At 41.4% G+C, this 20,642-nt stretch carries 9 protein-coding genes; 5 read left to right on the top strand and 4 right to left on the bottom strand.

Features of this window, described 5'->3' with window-relative positions; translation table 11 throughout:
• The 4 genes from AC13CS_RS00755 to AC13CS_RS00770 form a co-directional block, all read right to left on the bottom strand.
• Positions 1-8,684: PKD domain-containing protein (locus AC13CS_RS00755; protein WP_482888294.1), on the bottom strand; the 8,684-nt coding region annotated here is incomplete at its 3' end.
• A gap of 391 nt (positions 8,685-9,075) precedes the next feature.
• On the bottom strand, positions 9,076-9,939 hold the full coding sequence (locus AC13CS_RS00760) for a beta-1,6-N-acetylglucosaminyltransferase (protein WP_482888295.1): 864 nt from the start codon (positions 9,937-9,939) through the stop codon (positions 9,076-9,078).
• A gap of 83 nt (positions 9,940-10,022) precedes the next feature.
• The gene (locus AC13CS_RS00765) at positions 10,023-12,410 is read right to left on the bottom strand and encodes a GumC family protein (RefSeq protein WP_482888296.1); all 2,388 of its coding nucleotides are present in this window, start codon (positions 12,408-12,410) and stop codon (positions 10,023-10,025) included.
• Between the two features lie 29 nt (positions 12,411-12,439).
• Positions 12,440-13,213: a polysaccharide biosynthesis/export family protein gene (locus AC13CS_RS00770; RefSeq protein WP_482888297.1), complete on the bottom strand. Its 774-nt coding sequence runs from the start codon at positions 13,211-13,213 to the stop codon at positions 12,440-12,442.
• Between the two features lie 515 nt (positions 13,214-13,728).
• On the opposite strand from AC13CS_RS00770, the gene AC13CS_RS00775 reads away from it, so the two are divergent.
• The 5 genes from AC13CS_RS00775 to AC13CS_RS00795 all read left to right on the top strand — a co-directional run bounded on the left by AC13CS_RS00775 (position 13,729) and on the right by AC13CS_RS00795 (position 20,623).
• A complete protein-coding gene (locus AC13CS_RS00775) occupies positions 13,729-15,132 on the top strand; it encodes a nucleotide sugar dehydrogenase (protein ID WP_482888298.1) in 1,404 nt (467 codons plus the stop codon).
• Between the two features lie 84 nt (positions 15,133-15,216).
• The gene (locus AC13CS_RS00780) at positions 15,217-16,329 is read left to right on the top strand and encodes a glycosyltransferase family 4 protein (protein WP_482888299.1); all 1,113 of its coding nucleotides are present in this window, start codon (positions 15,217-15,219) and stop codon (positions 16,327-16,329) included.
• A gap of 33 nt (positions 16,330-16,362) precedes the next feature.
• On the top strand, positions 16,363-17,385 hold the full coding sequence (locus AC13CS_RS00785; protein WP_482888300.1) for an NAD-dependent epimerase: 1,023 nt from the start codon (positions 16,363-16,365) through the stop codon (positions 17,383-17,385).
• Positions 17,386-17,414: 29 nt separating this feature from the next.
• Complete coding sequence (locus AC13CS_RS00790) at positions 17,415-18,479, top strand: acyltransferase (protein ID WP_482888301.1); 1,065 nt, start codon at positions 17,415-17,417, stop codon at positions 18,477-18,479.
• 386 nt (positions 18,480-18,865) lie between these two features.
• Complete coding sequence (locus tag AC13CS_RS00795) at positions 18,866-20,623, top strand: Ig-like domain-containing protein (protein ID WP_482888302.1); 1,758 nt, start codon at positions 18,866-18,868, stop codon at positions 20,621-20,623.
• Positions 20,624-20,642: the final 19 nt, after the last annotated feature.

The raw sequence follows: 20,642 nt of genomic DNA on the forward strand, positions 1-20,642 counted from the left end.
ACAACCGTGATTGTAGCGGTATCAGTCAAACCTTCAGCATCCATAACTGTAAGCTCAACAATATAAGTGCCTGGGTCATCATATATATGAATAGGATTTGGCTCCGTAGAGGTGTTTCCGTCTCCAAAATTCCATGAATAAGTCAAAGGACCTTCATCATTTGAGTTATTACCTATGAACGTTACTTCCAGTGGTGCATTTCCACTGTCTGGCGTTGCTGAAGCAACTGCCTCCGGGGCTTGGTTTCCACCTTCTTCTGTAACAACTATGTTTACAGTTGCCGTGTCCGTCAATCCTTCACCATCGGTCACGGTCAATATTGCTGTATATGTGCCAGGTGTGTTGTACGTATGTATCGGATTGGTCTCTGTTGATGAATTCCCATCGCCAAAATCCCATGCATAGCTTTCAACTCCAACATCGTCTAGAGAGTTGCCTCCCATAAAGCTCACTTCTAACGGTGCGTTTCCGCTTTCTGGCGTAGCGGAAATCACAGCCTCAGGTGCTTGGTTTTCCGCTGCTTCTGTTACAACAATCTGTATGGTTGCGGAATCCGATAATCCAGCTTCATCGGTCACGGTCAAGGTGGCATCGTAGGTCCCTGCATTTTCAAATGTCAGCGTTGGATTCATTTGATCTGACGTACTGCCGTCACTGAATTCCCAGAAATAGGTATCAATGCCAACATCGTCGCTTGATCCTCCTGCGTTAAATGTAACAGGGAGTGGCGCTTCACCCTGGGTTGGATTTGCACTTGCTACCGCCTCTGGGGCTTCATTGCCTCCAACTTGGGTTACTTGTATAAGTACAGATGCCGTAGCCGTAGCTCCTTCATTATCTGTTACCGTAAGCTCAGCAGTATAGTTGCCCGGATCTGTATATGTATGTATCGGATCCGCCTCTGTTGAGTTTGAGCCATCTCCAAAGTCCCATGAATAGGTATCAACTGCAATATTATCGGTAGACCCACTTCCTGTGAAGGATACTTCCAATGGTGCTTCACCAGCGTCGGGAGTAGCTGCCACAACGGCCACAGGATTTTGATTTGTTACCGTAATGGTAAGGGTATCGGTTCCCGTTAAACCGCCCCCATCGGTTACGGTCAACACCACATCATATACCCCAGTTGTGTTAAATGTATACGTTGGATTTTGTTCTGGTGATACACCTCCATCGTCAAAGTCCCAAGCATAGGTAATTATACCCACATCATCTGAAGAACCGCTTCCTGTAAAATCAACTTGCAAGGGTGCCGTTCCAGATTCTTGAGAGGCCAAAGCTTCTGCTATAGGAGCATCATTGGGCTGGTTTACCGTAATGTCAACCTCAGCTGTATCAGTAAGTCCTTCAATATCGGTCACCGTAAGTACGGCTGTGTACATACCTGCCGTAGTGTACGTATGCGTTGGATTTTGTTCGGTAGAAGAGTTACTATCCCCAAAATCCCATGCATAATTTTCTATCACTCCTAAATCGTCGGTTGATGCGCTTCCCGTAAAAATTACTTCCAAAGCTGCTTCACCTTCTACAACATTAGCAGATGCGACTGCAGTGGGCGGTATTCCTGTGCCCGTAACCTCAATATTGATACTTTTGGTATCCGTGCCGCCATCTGCATCTTCAACGGTCAGGTCCACTACGTAAGTACCAATTTCCATGAATTCATGGGTAGGGTTAGGCTCTATAGATGTGGCCCCAGTACCATCATTAAAACTCCATGAATAGGTGGTCACGCCCACATCATCCAAGGAATTACTTCCGGTAAAGTTTACTGTTAAAGGAACAACACCCGTTGTAATATCGGCCTGCGGAACGGCTATTAAATCTCCGGATGCACCAATGTACCAAAGGAAATCGATGGTTTCATTACCTGCTGGGTCGCCATTATCGGTAACTGTTACCGATACATTGTAGGGGCTATCTACTGATGCACCATCACCATAGATGTCATCTCCTTGTTGGGATTCGGGCCCGTCTAAAGTAGCAATGGGCTCCCCTGTACCAACCAAATCAATATGTGCCAGTGCAAATTTATCCAACTTATGCCCCTCAGAACGTTCTGAGGCCTGAATTGTGTATGTCCCTGCACTTGGAAAATATGCATACACAGGGTAACCTTTTTCATCAATTGTTTGTCCATCCCACTTGTTTGCTTCCGGCCCTGTTCTCCACAGCTTGAAAAAACCGTTAACCCCTGGGTTTAAACTTCCATAATCTGGTCGTCCTTCCAAGTTTCCACCTGGGTAATATATGATTTTACTTGAAGTGCCTCCGCCAAGGATATTTTCAAACTCTGATGTACTGGTCAAATCACCACCTTGCACCGTGAAAAAATGCACATCGGGCGTGTTATCCACTTTAAACCAAATATCATTTTTATCTGTGGAGCTTCCTCCGCTAAACTCCGATTTCATATGAAAGCGATAAACACCAGGATTATCAATTTGGAATTCATACGAAACTGTTTGTCCGTTGGTATTGCCAAAATGATCGGTGGTTGCTATCAAATAAGTGGTTTCAGATTCAGTCAAAATATCAAAACCTCCCGAGGTATCATCAAAATCGGTTTCTGCCTCAATAATCAAAAGCCCATTATCTTCTTGAAAGACATTACTTCCCCCACTTATAAACCCATCATCAATGGTACCGGAAATAACCCCGGTATTTTCATTTATGGTCAAATTTGGCGGTAATCCAGTAGCGCTATAGGTAGTTACATTTGGACTGGTAGCCTCGACCTGAAGTGAAACATCATCCCCCTCATAATTATACTGGTCTCCTGGGTTGGTTACGCTAAAGGTAGCATCGGGATTGTTTGTCAACGCTATACTTGCCGTGTCCGAATTACCATAGTTAATGGTCAAAATTGCGGTCCTATCAGCGCCTGTTCCCGATAAAGTTACGCTTAGGGTGCGCGTTTCATTTGGATTCATTAGCATGTTCTCCAGTTCCCCGGTATCTATGCTAAAATCAGCTGCATTGGCCCCGGAAATTTCCATCGACTTCACAAATAAACCTACGTTACCGTCAATTAAAGAAAGGTCGATATCCACTGTTTCGCCATCCGCAATAACCACAGTACTTGGAACTGATAGGGTACTGGCCACACTCGGTGTTCCAACAGGATTGTCCTCTCCCAAATATTCCATGTTTTTTTGGTTCCCTCCGCCCCTGTTTGGAGCTCCGGCCAAAATATGTACCCCTGTACCGGAAACTATGGCCTGTGTCCCGTGTCTCTCATAATTCATATCGGGCAATCGTTTCCATGATGAAGAAACGGGGTCATATTCCTCTGTTATCTTTAATGCATCATCGGTTTCAACACCATATACTACTTCATCTTGAACCTCTCCACCAATAACAACCAATTTGTTGTTGAAATTTACGGCTGATGCGCCACCCCTAGGTGTAGGAATGTCCTGTCCGCTAGGCAATGTGCTCCAGGTTCCAGTTGTAAAATCATAAACATCCACTTGTGGTATGGTAGGTCTCCATGTAGTTTCCCCCCCAGATTGTCTACCGGCAGCCACATACAATTTGTTTCCTATCACAACCGCCGCAAAGTGATCTCTGGCTATGGGAGCATCTGCTAAAGGCGTCCAAGTACCCGTGGCCGGGTCATATTCATCAAACCATGCTACATAACCTCCTGCATGACCGTCCGTGTTACCTCCAACAATATAAAACTTGTCATTATGCACTACCAATCCCGTAGACCCACGTCTTCTGTTTTCTGGAATTTCCGGTCCCTGTATCCATTCTTGGCTTACAGGATCAAACATCCATATATAATCGGCTGGGACTTCGTTTGGAAAGTTATTGGTTTTGAAGGCCCCAATTACCCAAATTAAGCCATTGTACTCCGTTGCTTGAAAGTGATTGAGCTCAAAGGGAGCCGAATCCACTAACGAAGTCCATGTATCCGTGGTGTAATCATAAATATCAATGGTTTGTGCACTTTCACGCCCTCCCATGAGATAAAATTTATCACCGGCCTGCACAAAGGAATTTTCGTGTCGTGCTGTATAATTTAGATTTTCGTCTTTGTCGTTCCACAGGTATTGTGAATCTATCGTCCAGGTAAACACTTGGCTTGATGGTGCAGATAAAGGTTTCATGGCCGTTACCACTACGGTATGAATACCATCGTTATTGGGCCCTCCATTAGCTGCGGCCACTGTTATGGTTCCTGTGATCTCACCAGTTGCAGGATCAATGGAAACCCCATCTGGGTGACCGGACATATAATAGGTAACATCCGTTTCAGGGTCTCCTCCAGTTGCCGATGCCATTATGTTTACACTATTGGTGATTTCGTTGGTTTTATCCGAAATATTGGCCAATGTCAGTGTTGGATTGTTAGCATCTACCTTAAAAATTTCTATGGCATTTACTAGAGGATTTTCTGCTACATCATGATTAAACAATATATTCAACTCTCCATCAGCTACCTCAACTGGGTAAGATAACATGCCCGCTACTTCATGACCAAAACTATCAATTACATCAAAATTATCTTCCACTAGGTCTCCCTCAATAAGGATATCGAATATACGGTCTCCTACTTCACTAGCACCGTCGTAAGCATTGGCTATATATAAATTCACTACATAGTCCCCATTATCCAGTGCAAGGGTATATTCCATTTCAGGGGCACTTGATGGGTCAAAACGGTCTTCCTCAAAAATTTCGGCAAAGGTTCCATTGTCCATATAAGCTGGTATAGAACTGTCCCTATTGGCATAGGTCGTACCCTCAAAATCGGTTATGCTTCCTGTGTTTACCGTATAATTTCCCCCAATTTGTGCTCCATTGGTCGCATTATCCTCCCATTTTGGGCCAATGTCCGTAGGACTTACTTGGTTCCCTCCTGCGTTGATCCGAACAGCAAATGTTTCTGTTACAGTCCAAGAAAAGTCGACGGAAACGGCATCACTTGTCAAACCGTCACTATCATCAACCGTTATGGTAACATTATACGGGCTTCCCGCAGCAGCGGTTTCGTCTATTGTTCCGCTAATTACCCCATCGACTTGTCCAATAACAAGTCCTGGAGGCAATCCAGTAGCGGAGTATTGCATATTTCCGTCACCTCCATACGCTGATACACCAAGACTACCATTTAACTGTTCCCCAACATTACCAATTTGGTCGGCAATAGGATGTACATAAATAGGGGTGTCATTATCGGAAGCATCCAAAATTTCGATGGCATTGATCAAAGGGTTTTCTGCCGCGCCATGTGAAAAACTGATGTTCAATGTGCCATCGGACACTTTTAAGGTGTGTGTAATAACGGTACCTATTTGATGACCATAGGTTCCGGAAAGGTCAATATCGTTCAATAAAGGTAGGATAGTGCCTTCGATTGCAACATCAAACACACGTTCCCCAGGCTCCGAAGATAATGGGTAGCTATTGCCCATATAAAGTCTTACCTCATAATTTCCAGATTCTGGTACTGGAAAGGCATAGGTTAAATTGGGGAGTCCGGCAATATCATCAAATCGTTCCGTAGCATATATTTCCAATGGGGTGGTTGATTGATTTACCGAACCATCTACTGGCATGACAGAGGATTCATAAACTTTATCGTTGGCTGGATCCAAAAGATAGGGTGAACTATTGCCCAATTCATCCGCACCCCAAACCATACCTCCATCAATGGCTGCCAGTTCGGGACCCCCTGCATTTACACGATATAAAACTACCGGAGCATCACTAACGGTTACGTTAAAGGTGTCCTCTATAAAAAATCCATCGCTATCGGTTGCCCTAATGGTAATATCTGAAATAGCAGTAACGGAAGGAAATGAAAGTGTCAACTCGTTTCCATTCAATGCCGTTACAATATTAGTATCCGTATTATTTTCTACAGAATAAGTAAGATTAGCATCTCCGTAGTCATCCGCAAAAAAGTTATCAAGGTTAATGTTTTCATCAGCAGAGTCAACAATCTTGGTGATATCTGGTATCTCTTGAGATAGCGTAGGTTCTTGCCCCACCACGTTTAGAAAATCCCAGGTACCTTCCAATTCCACTCCTTCGGTATTGGAAGTTCCAATTAAACCTACGGCCAAATCTTGATTGGATTGTTGGATGGCATCAAGGATACTTCCTTGAGCCGTTATGGTTCCAGCGGTTATTCTTCCCCCTCCATCAAATTCGTACTGCAAGGTCACCTCCCCATTGGAAGGATCGACCATAAAATAGAATACAATTTCACTGCCTGGGCGATCTAACTCATCTATTGTAATGTCAATTGGAGTCTGTGGTACATCGTCGATTTCTTGTAAGGCAGTAATACCATTTGTTGTAACCACCATTTTAATGAAGTTACTTTGGGTGCCATCGCCAATAAAATACCCCAATTCACCTCCGACAGCAGCGGTATTTCCATAAATACGCAATGGTCCTACCAACCCTATTAAATTTCCAATTACGGTGAACACACCAGTGGATTGATCCACCTGCACCCCATATTGATAGCCTTTTTCCTGTGTGTTGGTGCTTCCGTTAGCGGTACCCGAAGTCATATGGGATGTCATAAGACCGGGAGCTCCCCCCAACACATCATTAGGATTGGGATCGTTGGGGTCATCCTTTCTGTCCAACCAATTTAAATAGTTTGGGTTAGGGTCTCCATTGTTCATAAGTCCTGTAAGTCCCAACCCAAAGATTCCCCCTAACCCTTGTTGGTCATTGAAAAAATCATTGTTAATGGGTACTGTAAACGCATCACTTCCCCCAACTTCTGGATCACCTAATTGAAAAGGATCATTTTGATCCAAAATACTATCATTATCGTCATCTTCATCATTAAGGTCAGATACGTATGGTGTTCCTGCCGACTTGTCAAAATCAGCAGGTTGCGAACCTCCGTTACAGGGATCGGTTCCATTGTCCAGTTCGTCTTGGTTGGTATAGCCATCATTGTCAAAATCTGCCAATGGATCTCCAGCAGGATTATCACATTCAACAAAATCTTGGGGTTCAAAAGACACAATTTTACCACCAAGCGTACCGGCCCAAATAGTTCCAGGAAAGATATCGGTATCGCTATTACAGGTAATCCCCAAAGCATTGCCTCCATTTACTGAAAGAAAAACAGCGGTAAAATTTTCCAATGTGCCATCGCCATTTAATTCTACCCTTCGTAAATCTCCCGAATTAACACCAGCAATTAAATCACCTTGCATGGCACCACCAAAATTACTGGCGGTGTATTCATCGATACCGTTTGTATTGGTCCCCCAAATTACAACAGGGGCATCTTCAGGGCCATCTGGGTTATCTATCCCAGGACCTCTCCAATCTCCCTCAACAGGATTTGCCATCTCCAAAGGCAAAGGTGGCCAATTAGCCGGCAGGGCTATGTCGGGATTATTGGTCGTGGACCCGAATATCTCTGTACGAAATACCGCTCCATCCGTACCATTTTGGTTGGGTACAGTAAATAATCCTGCCCCTGCGGGGTTTGCCCTTGTCGGGTTTGGGTGTCCACCGTAAAAACTACCGAAGGTATATGTTTGTAGGTCCGTGGTAATCAACTCTAGGTGGTCTTTGTTATTGATAAACTCTCCACCAGAAGGTGATTGACTGCCCGGTTCCAAGGGATCATAATCATTGGTTACATTAGCTGTACCTTCATTGACCGGGAATCCTCCCCAGCCTCCATTGGCCCCATTATCGGTGGCGTATAAGGCCCCGCTTTCGGTAACTACAATATCGTAAGCATTCCTAAAACCCGGAGCAAGTATTTGGACAGGACCATCTGGGACTATCATTGCCTGATTCAATCCGTCATTCCCCCCCCATGGGTCATTAACGTCTATGCCATCATATCCAGGGGCATTCGGGTCGTCTATCCCATTCATGTTAGTTCGAGTTGGATCATCCAAAGTTGGAAGATCATATATATAATCACGACCATTAACATCAGTTTGCACAGGAAGTGCATTGATGGCATCCAAATCTACTGCCAAAATTGCCCCTGATAGTGCATACTCACAGGTATACACAAAATTTTCCGAAGGACTTCCTCCATTGGTTATACCCCCGGATGCCACGATTAAATATTCAGTACCATTTATGGTTGTCACCTCTAAACCATTGGTGGCGTGATTTTCTTCGGAACGGGGCAACCCCCTTACCAAATCCACTACATCCCAAGAACTGCCTTTCCAACTCAATCTTGTAATTACGCCAGAGTTGGTATCCAAACCTAAATCTCCATTTCCTCCACTAGGTCCGGCACCAATCCTAAAATCACTGGAAGAGACATAAATTATTGGGTTAGATGCGGTACCTCCGACCGTAAGTCCTGTAGTTTCCCTACTGGAGCAGGCATTACCAGACCCACTGCATGGGGTTCCATCATCATCGTGGTTTACAATATTCTTGACCCCGGATAGGGACTCCACTCCCGTTACCACGTAATTGGTGGAGCTAATTCTTTCGATTGAATAAATCAAAATGGTACCCGGATATTCTGCAACATACAACCTTCCATCTGGGCCATACATTAAAGAAGTTACTCCAGAGGGTGCTGCATATCCATTAAAATCCAACTCACTCTGATCAAAATTAATCTGTGCGTGCACATCAGCATAAAAAATACTGGATAAAAAAAGAAAAGCTCCTATGGAAACTTTGAACAAATAAGAAAAGTAATTTTTTTTCATGGTATTGATATAGTTCGTAGCAATTTGGCCAGAATTCTTTCTAACACTCAAAAATAATAGAATAGCCCACCGCCTATTAATTCGAGCGTTTTTATTCGATTAAACCAAATGCTTTATCGTTAAATGACCATGTATCCGAAATGGATGGGACTTTGCTTTTTTGTGGAGAAAAAATAAACAGAAGAAATGTGCAGTTTGTCCAACTTAAAAAAGTGAAAACCGCTAAATAAGCTTTTAAAAACAAGCCTGTTTAGGCTTATTTTTGGGGCAAAGTAAATGAGCCCCGGACGCAAATATCCCAAGCTTATTTAAGTGCGTTATCATGAAAACTTCATGCTGTTCTTACAAGGACAGACAATGAATCTATTTTTAAACTTCCAGAAACAAGGCTTTATTGAATCTTTTCCAGTATTTTATCAATTACCTCCGGGTCTTTGTTCATTGAAAATTTTCGGCTGAACAATGCCTTTGAAGCCATAAGCTCATCAAACTCATCAATGGTCCATGTGTAGGGTTTCCCCCGGTCCCAATCAATCAATCGGGCATAACTCATGGATTTGGAGTGGCTATCTTTAAATTCTGAGTTCATCAAAAGAGTTTGCATAAAAACCTCATCGTTAAAAAAACCATTGTCAAAGTTCTCTGCAATAAATTGTTCTTTGCCCACGACGTATTTTGCAAAATCGTTTGTAATGCTAAACCAAGCCTGTCCCCAATAAAAATCCTTTAAGCTACTGTTCCTAAACCTGTTGATGAACAAACAGGTTTGCAGCAATGCAAATGGATAACGGAGTGATCTGGACCACTTTCTGGGCAACCTTTTGTTTATATTGATAAAGTGATAGTATTTATAGCGGCTGGCTATTTTCCAGTTTTTTACCTTGGTAACTGACAAAAATTGTTGTCCCTTGTGTTTTTCAAAGAAATCATGAATGTAATCCTGGCTCTTGATGGGCAGGTCCACTCCGGAAATCAAGTGATAATAGGCGTAATTTTTTTGGACGGCCGCCTTCAACAATCTCAATTCACAATCGATTTGGCTATAACCAGACCAATAAATCGGTTTTCTTTCGATAAAAAAAACATTGGAATATTTACATTGATCTTTTAGGTCGTCCTCGGATATGGCATCAAATTTTTGGTCCAAATGAAGATAAATGTCATTACGCTCATCATCCAAACAACCTAACAGTTTGCATAGCAATTCGGGTTCGTTATGGGCCATGACAAGGTAAGCATGCTTCCTATTTTCCATTGTAAACGAAGGTGATTTTAATTTTGGTTGCCCAATTGGCAGGCTTGTTTTTTTTATAATTTTTATTGTTTTGATGGGAACGGCTAAAATTTCCACCATTTTTTACTTTGGGCGCCATAGCCGTATCCATATTTTCCACCATAGCCTAGTTCCGATGCTTTTACGCCATTCACCACAAAGGCCAGGTTATTTAATTTCCCTTCTTTTCGGAGCTTAAGCGGGAACTCTATATCACCTATGCTCGATTGGCCCGCTCTCGTTACATAAACCAAAAGGTCGGCATGTTCGCTTATAAGAAGTGTATCCGTAACCGGCATCATTGGTGCGGTATCGACTATGACATAATCATAAACTTGGGAAACTGTGTCCATAAGGTGTCCAAATCTATTATTCATAAGTAATTCGGAAGGGTTTGGAAATGTTTTGCCCGAATGGATAACATCTATTTTGTTCTCGTTTACTTCGGTGCTATTGGTTATATCCTTCAAACCGAGGGAGTCATCAAACAAATAATCCGTCAACCCCGCACTCCTCGTAAAGCCTGACCTCTTGTTTTTAACATTTTCCTTTCCATCGTTAAAAAACATATAAAACTTCGGGTTTCGAATATCTGCCCCGACCAATAAGACTTTTTTGCCCGTACTGGATAAGATCAAGGCAAGGTTGGTGGAGAAAAAGGTCTTTCCTTCTGTTGGAAGACTGGAACTGACATAAATTATATTTTTTCTGGCATTGCCGCCCTTCAGTTCCGTTTTAAGCAAATAATCCATGTTGGTCCTGATAATTCGCAAGGCCTCCGATAGTACGGAGCGGTCGTCCTTTGCTACAGTTTTTATGGATTTATTCTTTAATCGGGGCAATTCTCCGATAACGGGTACCCCGGCCCCTACAACCAATTTTTCCAATGCGTGGGCACTGTGGATCTTGTCATCTATTACATCCAAGCCGTAAACAATTCCGGCCGGAATTAAAATTCCCAATAAAAATGACGCCAGGTATATAATACTTTTTTTAGGCGATACCGGAAACTTACTTGCAGGGAAGGCCGTATCCACGACCTTTGAATTGGGCGATGCCGAAGCGTACGCGATTTGGGCCTCTTCCCTTTTTTGCAATAAATACAGGTACAGGCCCTCCACCGTTTGCTGCTTTCGGGTAATCTCCCGCAATGCCCTTTCGTTCCTTGGGGCGGAATATATTTTTGAGTTGATGGTGGCCAACTGTGAACTAAGGTTGTTTACCCTTAGGTTCAAATTATTGGTCATACTGTTCAAACTGGATTGCATGCTCTTTTTCAGGTTCTCCAACTGTTCGTCTATGTTGACGATAACGGGGTTCTTTTCATTGGAACTCTTCAATAGGCGTTCACGTTCCAAAACCAGTTGATTGTACCTTGCAGTTGTGCTGGTTATCGAAGCATCGGCCAATCCAATGTTAGAGGGAAGAATGCCGTACCCCTCTTGGCTCTCAAGTTCATCACTCACGCTGTTGGCTATCTGCAATTGAATCTGTGCATTCTGCAATTCTTGCTGATTTGCCGCACTTACATTTAAATTGATATTGGATTGTGATTGGATATCCGTGAGCCCCCTATCCGATTTAAAATCTTGTGCACTTTGGTCTGCTTCCGATAAGTCGCTGTAAATATCCGCAATTCTATCATCTATAAATTCAGCGGTTCGGTCGGCAATTGCCTTTTTGTCATTCTTCCCATTGAGGTTATAGATGTGTATCAACTCGTTCAAAAAATCCATGGCCTTTTCCTGTACGGCATCTTGGATGGTCAAATTTATTATTGAGGAGTATTCGTCGGCGATAGCTGCCCCAAGTGCTTTTTGATAGCTTAAGGTAACATCGCTTACGGGGGAAAGCACTATTTTCAATGTTTCCCCAATATAGGGTTTCAACTTTTTGTTTTCTTGTGGAAGGATTGTTATTTTACCTCGATTTGTAGTGATTTCCTCACCAAAAGTTCTGTTTTGCTGTTCTTCGTTCTCTTCTGTCCAGTACAAAAAGTTGGTTTGGGACTGTGGAATGATATAACAACTGAATTGCACGTCCCTTTTAATGGAATCTATCGAAATTTTCACAGGTACATTGCCATAAACTTCGGAATTTTTCACCCTGCCCACATGCATCACTTTTTTATCGAGCCCCAGATTTATGACCACCTGTCTTACATTGGTTCGGGAACGCATCACCTCAATTTCATCCTCGACCTTTTTTGACCCTCCGGGCAACAAGTTCAAATCACTGAAAAGGCTGAGTTCCGAAGGGGCGCTTTTTTCCTCAACAATCTGGATGGTGGCATTGGCTTGGTATTTTGGTGTGGCATATCTTACATAAAGGTATGCAATGGAAACTGCAACTATTGCCGACAGCACAAACCAATACTTGTGCTTCAGATATTTCTCCAGCTCTCCCTTCAAATTGTTTCTTTGCATCTTAGCGTTCAAATTGGGATTTTCCATATATATGAGTGGAAATTTTTTAGTGTAGGTTAATTTCTTGAAATTAAAATAACTGCGGAGGTGATCAAAGCCGTTACAATGGATACCGTGATGCTGGCCCTGTTATCCAATGTGGAAGAGGTTATGGCCGATTTGTTCGGTTCAACATAAACAACATCGTTTTGTGTTAAATAGTATACAGGGGATTCCGCAGCACTATTGCTGGTCAGGTCAATTCGGTAATACACTTTTGTCCCATCGAACTCTCTAACCACCAAAACATTCTTTCGCATGCCTTTAATGGTCATATCTCCGGCCAATCCAAGGGCTTCAAAAATTGTGATTTGCTCCCCATTGACCAAATAAGTCCCAGGCCGTTTCACTTCGCCCAAAACAGTAACAGTAAAGTTTTTTAATCGAATATTGATTATCGGATCTTTGAGGTAATCCGATAAATTTTCTGTCAATCTAACCCGCAACTCTTCTGGGGTCAGCCCAACAACCTCTATTTTACCTACCACCGGAAAATCAATTTCGCCCTCTTTGTCCACTAAATAATCTACCTGCTCTGGCCTAATGCCTCCTTCCTGTGTCCCCCTAAAAAGGTTGAACGGGGCACTGGCTTCCGGGTCAAGGGTGGAAACATAAATGCTGATCAGATCATCCACTTTGAACCGAGTAGTGGATTTACTTTCCTTTACCTGCGTTTCCAGACCGGATAAGGCAGCATTTTGAAAATAAACCACATCCTCTTTGGATGCACAGGAACCAAGAAAAATAATTGAAATAAAAAACAGTACTATGTTACGAGGTTGAAATTTCATTGTTGAATATTTTGGTTAGATGAACTTAAATCGTTTTAAAGCGAAATATAGAATAACTTTGGCTGCCAAAGAAACCTAATTAACACAAATTAGCAACGGCGGATAACTCACGCGTATTAGGCTGTACTTAGCAAAACCATTATTTGATAAATATTTACTTTTATTTGAACAAAACATCTATTTATGTATTGACATAATATTAAAGGATAGTTTGAGTTTTAATAAAACATAAAATCGCGACTAAAAGTATATCAGTCATCCACAAACCTCTTTTTATTTCGTTTAAGCTTATGAAAAATCGTTCAACCGAACTAATTTACCTTTTTATCTTTGTGATTCCATTTTATCGTCTGACAGAATTTTCCCTTGCACAATAAATAATCACACCAAAAATAAATGACCGATTAAATGCAATCTCTATTATTCCCTTTCATCCAAAAAAAAGTGACTTGGTCTAAAATCAAGTGCAAGTCTCATATTTTTTTTACCATCTTTGAATTCAACAAAAATTAAGCATGAAAAAAATCAAGAATATTTGCTGTATTGGAGCCGGTTATGTTGGCGGCCCCACTATGTCTGTAATTGCCTCTAAATGTCCTGAAATAACGGTAAATGTAGTCGATATAAACCAAAAAAGAATAGATCTTTGGAACCATGAAGATTTGGATAAACTTCCCATTTACGAACCTGGCTTAAAAGAAGTTGTGGGAAAGGCCAGAGGGAAAAATCTGTTCTTCTCGACCGAGGTGGACCGCGCCATAGATGAGGCCGATATGATCTTCATTTCCGTGAACACACCAACAAAAACATACGGTAAGGGCAAAGGCCAAGCGGCTGACCTAAAATATATTGAACTATGTGCCCGAAACATAGCAAAAGTGGCCGTTAACGATAAAATTGTGGTTGAAAAATCCACACTTCCTGTTCGGACAGCCGAAGCGCTGAAAAGTATTTTGGAGAATACGGGCAACAATGTGAATTTTGAAATCCTGTCCAACCCCGAATTCCTCGCAGAGGGTACCGCTATTGATGACTTGCTCGATGCGGACCGTATATTGATAGGTGGGGCGGATACCCCATCGGGGCAAGAAGCAAAGGATGCCTTAAGCTGGGTGTACGAGCACTGGCTGCCCAAAGAACGTATTTTACAGACCAATGTTTGGTCTTCCGAGCTCTCCAAACTTGTGGCCAATGCTTTTTTGGCACAACGGGTCTCTTCCATCAATTCAATTTCGGCGCTTTGTGAAAGAACAGATGCCAATGTTGCCGAAGTATCCAAGGCAATTGGATACGATTCCAGAATTGGATCTCGGTTTTTGAATTCCTCCGTTGGTTTTGGGGGATCTTGTTTTCAAAAAGATATCCTGAACTTGGTTTACATTGCCAAAAGTTTTGGATTGCAAGAAGTTGCCGATTACTGGGAACAGGTAATCATAATGAACGATTACCAAAAAAGACGTTTTGCGGACAATATTATTGCTACCCTCTACAATACGGTCTCTGGCAAAAAAATAGCTTTCTACGGTTGGGCCTTTAAAAAGGACACCAACGATACCCGAGAATCCGCAGCCATTTATGTGGCCGATGCACTTTTGGAAGAAAACGCAAACATTGTGGTGTACGATCCAAAGGTATCCAAAGAAACCATTTATGCCGATCTGGAATACCTCGGAAACAAATCTAGGGAGGAAATCGAAAAATTGGTAACCGTTGTAAACAACCCTATCGAAGCTGCAAAAGATGCCCACGCCATTGCCGTGTTAACCGAATGGGACGAATTTAAGGAGTACGATTGGCAAGCCATACACGATCTCATGCTCAAGCCAGCCTTTGTTTTTGATGGGCGAAGAATTTTAGACCACAAAAAAATGGAGGCTCTGGGCTTTAAATTCTACAAAATTGGACAAAACGGAAGCTAACCATAGGGTTTAGCATCCAGTTATGTGCTACACGTACTATATGGCCACACGCTTTTTATTCAGAAAAACACACCTTTTGGGCAAATGAAGATAATTCAGGTTATAACACTTAGCGAACCAATTGGTGGAGCTCAAATGGTGCTTTTCAATAATACGGAAGCCATGGTCAAAAGCGGTCATGAGGTTCAGGTAATGGTCGGACAAGAGGGTACTTTGACCAAACGGCTTGAAGCACTCAACGTAAAGGTTACCTGCATACCAAGTCTTAAAAGGGAAATTTCGCCCATAAACGACTTTAAATGCTACAAGACCATCTGCGAATTATTGAAACAGGAAGCACCGGATATTGTAATCTCACATTCATCCAAAGCGGGAATTTTATGCCGACTTGCTTGTCATAAAATAGGAATGCCCAACATTTTTACAGTCCATGGTTGGTCGTTTACGCCCGGGGTAAAGGGGCTTAAGCGATATATGTACATGGCCATTGAAAAAGTGATGGGCAGGTTTACCGACCATTTGATCACTGTTTCGGCATTTGATTTCAATTTGGCCTCAAAGCACGGCATAGTCCCCGAATCCAGAATGCGGGTGATTTATAACGGAAGTCCAGACTTTTTAAAAGAAGAACGGAAAGAAGCAAAGGAAGACCCGATTACCCTATTAATGACGGCCCGTTTTTCATATCAAAAGGATCACATGACCTTGTTTAAGGCGTTACAAACCTTAAAAGATGTACCAATTCAAGTAGATTTGGTGGGCCATGGGGATTTGCACCAAGAATTTGTGAGCCTGTCCAAGAAAATGAAGATCGACCATTTGATCACCTTTCATGGTGAAAGCAACGATATCCCCTCATTTTTGAACAAGTCGGATATATTTGTGCTTACCTCTAGGTTTGAGGGGCTCCCCCTTTCTATATGTGAGGCCATGTCCGTAGGAGTTCCCATAGTAGCTTCGGATGTGGGCGGGGTTCATGAAATGGTGAGGGACGGCTACAATGGTTATTTAATTCCAAAGGAAAATCCCGAGCATTTGGCAGAAAAACTCTCTCATTTGATACGGGATAGAAAACTGATAGCGGAGTTGGGCAAGAATTCAAGAAAAACCTTTTTGGAAACCTTCTCAACACACCAAATGGCAGCCTCGACCGAAAAATATATCGAGGATATTTTAAAGAAAAACTCAGCGAAATAATATATAGCAATACGAATTTATAAAAAATAACCAATGAACATCTTAGTAACCGGGGCAGCAGGATTTATAGGATACCACCTTTGTGAGCTTCTGATCAAAAACGGACATACCGTAATTGGTATGGACAATATCAACGATTATTATGATGTTGGGTTAAAATATGCCCGTATACAGCAACTGGGCATTCCAAGGGCCAAAGCAGAAGTGGACGGACAAATATCCTCAAGCACATTGCATGGTGAGCAAATGAAGTTCATAAAACTCGACCTGGCCGACCGCCAAGGTTTGGATCGGCTGTTTCAAGAAAACACCTTCGATGTAGTCTGTAATCTGGGAGCCCAGGCCGGAGTACGTTATAGTTTGGAAAATCCCGATGCATACATCCAGAGCAATGTGGTGGGTTTTGCCAATTTATTGGAATGCTGCCGACATGGCAAGGTGAAGCACTTGGTGTATGCCAGTAGCTCCAGCGTTTACGGATTGAACGAAAAAATTCCATTCTCCACGGAAGACACCGTGGATAGACCCATTAGTATTTATGCCGCCACCAAAAAGAGCAACGAGCTTATGGCACATACCTACAGCCACTTGTACCAACTGCCCACTACCGGGCTTCGGTTCTTTACCGTTTATGGCCCTTGGGGCAGACCGGACATGGCCCTGTTCCTCTTTGTGGATGCCATAAAAAAGGGCGAGCCCATCAATGTGTTCAACTATGGCAATATGGCCAGGGACTTTACCTATGTGGATGATATTGTCGGGGGAATGGGCAAAATTATAGAAACCCCCGTAGCGGAAAGCAAACGAAAGGACGAACTTTATAAGATTTATAATATAGGCAACAACAAACAGGTAAAGCTTACGGATTTTATTGATGCCATTGAGTCCTCCTTGGATACACCTGCCAAACGAAATTTAATGCCCATCCAACCCGGTGATGTGGAGAGTACTTGGGCAGACGTGAACGACCTGATAAGAGACTACGACTACAAACCCGATACACCCATTGAAAAGGGAGTAAAAGAATTTGTGGATTGGTACAATTCATATTTTTAATTAACTGTTAACATATCAAATAATCTGTTTTGAAGCATTCTGAAAAAGACAACTTAGCTGTAAATAGGAATAAAAGCGTTTCAAGTATTGAGCATTTGGATTTGCTAAGGGTATTTGCAATAAGTATAGTAGTCTTGAGGCACTGTTTTTCTCCATATACTGGCGCTTGGTCAATTAGTGAATACTACCATTATTCACACTATCTTGATATTTTGGGACGTTATATTTCTTCGATTTCAATGCCTCTCTTTGTCTTTATTTCCGGTCTTTTGTTCAGTTATTTAAGAAACAACCTAAAGAAATACCCGACATATAAAATCTTATTCAAAAAAAAGTTCAACCGCTTAATAAAACCTTATTTCATCTTCGCACCGCTATATATTGTTTTCATTATGGGCATAACAAGCCTTAAAGGTTTTGTTTCAGAATTTTTTGGTGGTGCTACGGGGCATCTTTGGTTTCTCACAATGATTTTTACTGTATTCCTCATTTTTTATCCTTTCGAAGATTATTTTAAGAAGAAGCCTTTTACAGGTGTTCTCATCGTGTCGTTTTTATACATACTTTTCCCTATATTCTCTAAGCTGGGTCTAATTCCCATTTCCAAGGCTTTTCAATACGGAGTTTTCTTTTATGTGGGCTATTTTTTCCATACCAACAATACAATAATATCGAAAAAGCTAGAAGGAAAATTTATATGGTTCTTTTTAAGTCATTTATTGCTTTTCTTTCTTTCCCCATTGTTGATAGAAAATATTGATTCACTATTAATTGCAAACCTTATTGCTGGATATATAAAATTACCATTGGGAATATTATCTATAATATTTACATATTTGGCTTTTTCAAAATTGGGAAAGGCAGGTTTTTTCAAACGCAATCCCTTGATTTCCAAAATCAACAACAGTAGCTATTACATATATTTAATTCATCAACCCGTATTGATGATACTATTCAGGTGGGAAACCCTAATCAATCTAAATGGTATATATGTTGTATTGTTTGCCTTTATTTTTTCTTTTACAATTTCATTTGCTTTAGGACATTTTTTAATGGTCTCACGCTTCGGTCGACAATTGGTCGGAGCCAGATAGATCAAAAAGGTTTTTTTCTTCCTGTGTCTTTTACAACCCTTTTTTACACCATTGTACATTAAAGGCAAATTATTCAAATTTTCTAGCCAGTGTGAACATATTCATAAAAAGTGCTGTCGAATGTTAAAAAAGAGTGTATTTCATCGATAATCAATGCTTTGCACATCCAAAAAAGCATTGCCGACGTAACACAAACGTTTATAATGTATTTCACCTGATTAAAACCGATTTTCATCGAAAAAATAAATAAGTACAGAGAATCAATGGATTAGAAAGTGCATTTCATCGAAAAAAAATAGTTTTACGTCGATAAAACATACAATTAAATTAGATTTGTTTCCCAAGTCGGAAATATAGTTTTTAACCACTTAACCTCTTTATTCTAAATGGCATCCCACAAAACCATTTCGTACGTGAGTCTTTTATTGCTTTTTATTTCCCTGACGCTTTCTTCGTGTAGTAAGGACAGTGATTTGTTCGATGAAACGATTCAAAACCAAATTGAAGAAGAAACAACTGAGGATGGCGAGCTCATAAACTCAGTATCTTTTAGTGTAAACAATGATGAATTCACCATTTCCGGAGCTGTGGAATCAGCTATCTTGGATGTGTTGAAAAATGACAGTATTCCTTCCCAAGATTTGGAAAGCTTTCAAATTGTGGCGGTTTCCGATGCCCTGGAAGGCGACATAAGCCTCAACGAGGATAATACCATAACCTATTCACCAAAACCGGAATCTGCCAACAAGGTCGGTAACAATGGTATGGTAAGCGACGAATTTACCTATACCGTGGAGGTACGAGGAAAAGGTAGTCAAAACAAATATGAAAAAAAGGCCACCGTGGTCGTAAACACCCAATATGGAACTGCGGACATGGGAGCGTTAAAAGCATTCCCATCAGCCTACGGATATGGTGAAAATACAATAGGAGGGAGAGGTGGAGAAATTATTCATGTTACCAATTTAAATGAAGATGGTCCAGGCAGTTTGGTCTCTGCCATGAAAGCATCAGGTCCACGAATCGTTGTTTTTGATGTTGGAGGTGAAATAGAATGGACAAGGGAACACTATATATCTGACCCTTATATTACTATAGCAGGAGAAACTGCTCCTAGCCCCGGAATTACTATAAAGGGACATACGTTCGGAATAAGGGCTTCAGAAGTAATCGTTAGGTTTTTAAGAATTCGAGTAGCTGATGACACAGATGGAAATGTTGATGGTATTAGGATAATCAATACAACGTCCAACACCATAATGAAAAATATTATTGTAGATCACTGTGATGTTTCCTTAGGCACTGACGAAAACATGGCAATTGGCGGCAATTCGCAAGGTGCAACAAATGCAAAGGTACAAAATGTGACTATCCAAAACTGCTTGAATTCTGATGGTATTGGGGAGTATAATTATGCTATGCTTATTGGAAAAGAGTTAACCAACATTTCTGTTATAAGAAATGGCTTCTTTAATTCAGGCAACAGAGTACCAAATCACACCTATGGAGATGGAAGTACTGGTTTGGAATTTGTAAACAATATTTTATACAACTATAATAGGGCAGTAACAGTAAGTTTTGGTGATTCAGAATTTGATTCCGTTGGTAATGTGTTTAAAGGTGACCAAGACTTTCCCCCGAGTCAATCAGACCATGTTTTCTTAAATAATAAATATGAAAATCCTGATGGTCTTATTACTGATGGTTTGATACACCAATCTGACAATATCCAGATTGGATATTCAGATTATGACACAATGAATGATAATTGGAAATCAGCGAACCAAGCCCATAGAGTAGCTGCGAGCAGTTATGAGCCCCTACCTAGTTCTGATGTTGTAAATACACTTCTATACGATTTGGGAGCAAGTGTACTTTTTCCTGATGAAATAGCAGCAACTTTACTGGATGATTTCATTAATTCATCAGGAACAAGAGAACACACCTCCACGGCTGATGCTGGGGGAGTCCCCGATATCAACAATGTGTCACGTCCTCAAAGTTATGACACAGATGGAGATGGTATGTCGGATGAATGGGAAATTCGCACATATGGAGATTTATCCGCAAAACCATCTGGTGATGAAAATGGTAATGGGTATACTAATATCGAAGAATTTCTTTATTCTTTAATTGTAAACTAAGTGGTTGTTAAAAAAAAAT

Source organism: Flagellimonas sp. B-3, from assembly GCF_056857835.1.

What these genes read in the sequence shown, in the direction of transcription:
- AC13CS_RS00770 (WP_482888297.1), bottom strand. Translation starts at nt 13,213, where the DNA reads ATGAAATTTCAACCTCGTAACATAGTACTGTTTTTTATTTCAATTATT.
- AC13CS_RS00760 (WP_482888295.1), bottom strand. Translation starts at nt 9,939, where the DNA reads ATGGAAAATAGGAAGCATGCTTACCTTGTCATGGCCCATAACGAACCC.
- AC13CS_RS00765 (WP_482888296.1), bottom strand. Translation starts at nt 12,410, where the DNA reads ATGGAAAATCCCAATTTGAACGCTAAGATGCAAAGAAACAATTTGAAG.
- AC13CS_RS00775 (WP_482888298.1), top strand. Translation starts at nt 13,729, where the DNA reads ATGAAAAAAATCAAGAATATTTGCTGTATTGGAGCCGGTTATGTTGGC.
- AC13CS_RS00785 (WP_482888300.1), top strand. Translation starts at nt 16,363, where the DNA reads ATGAACATCTTAGTAACCGGGGCAGCAGGATTTATAGGATACCACCTT.
- AC13CS_RS00795 (WP_482888302.1), top strand. Translation starts at nt 18,866, where the DNA reads ATGGCATCCCACAAAACCATTTCGTACGTGAGTCTTTTATTGCTTTTT.
- AC13CS_RS00780 (WP_482888299.1), top strand. Translation starts at nt 15,217, where the DNA reads ATGAAGATAATTCAGGTTATAACACTTAGCGAACCAATTGGTGGAGCT.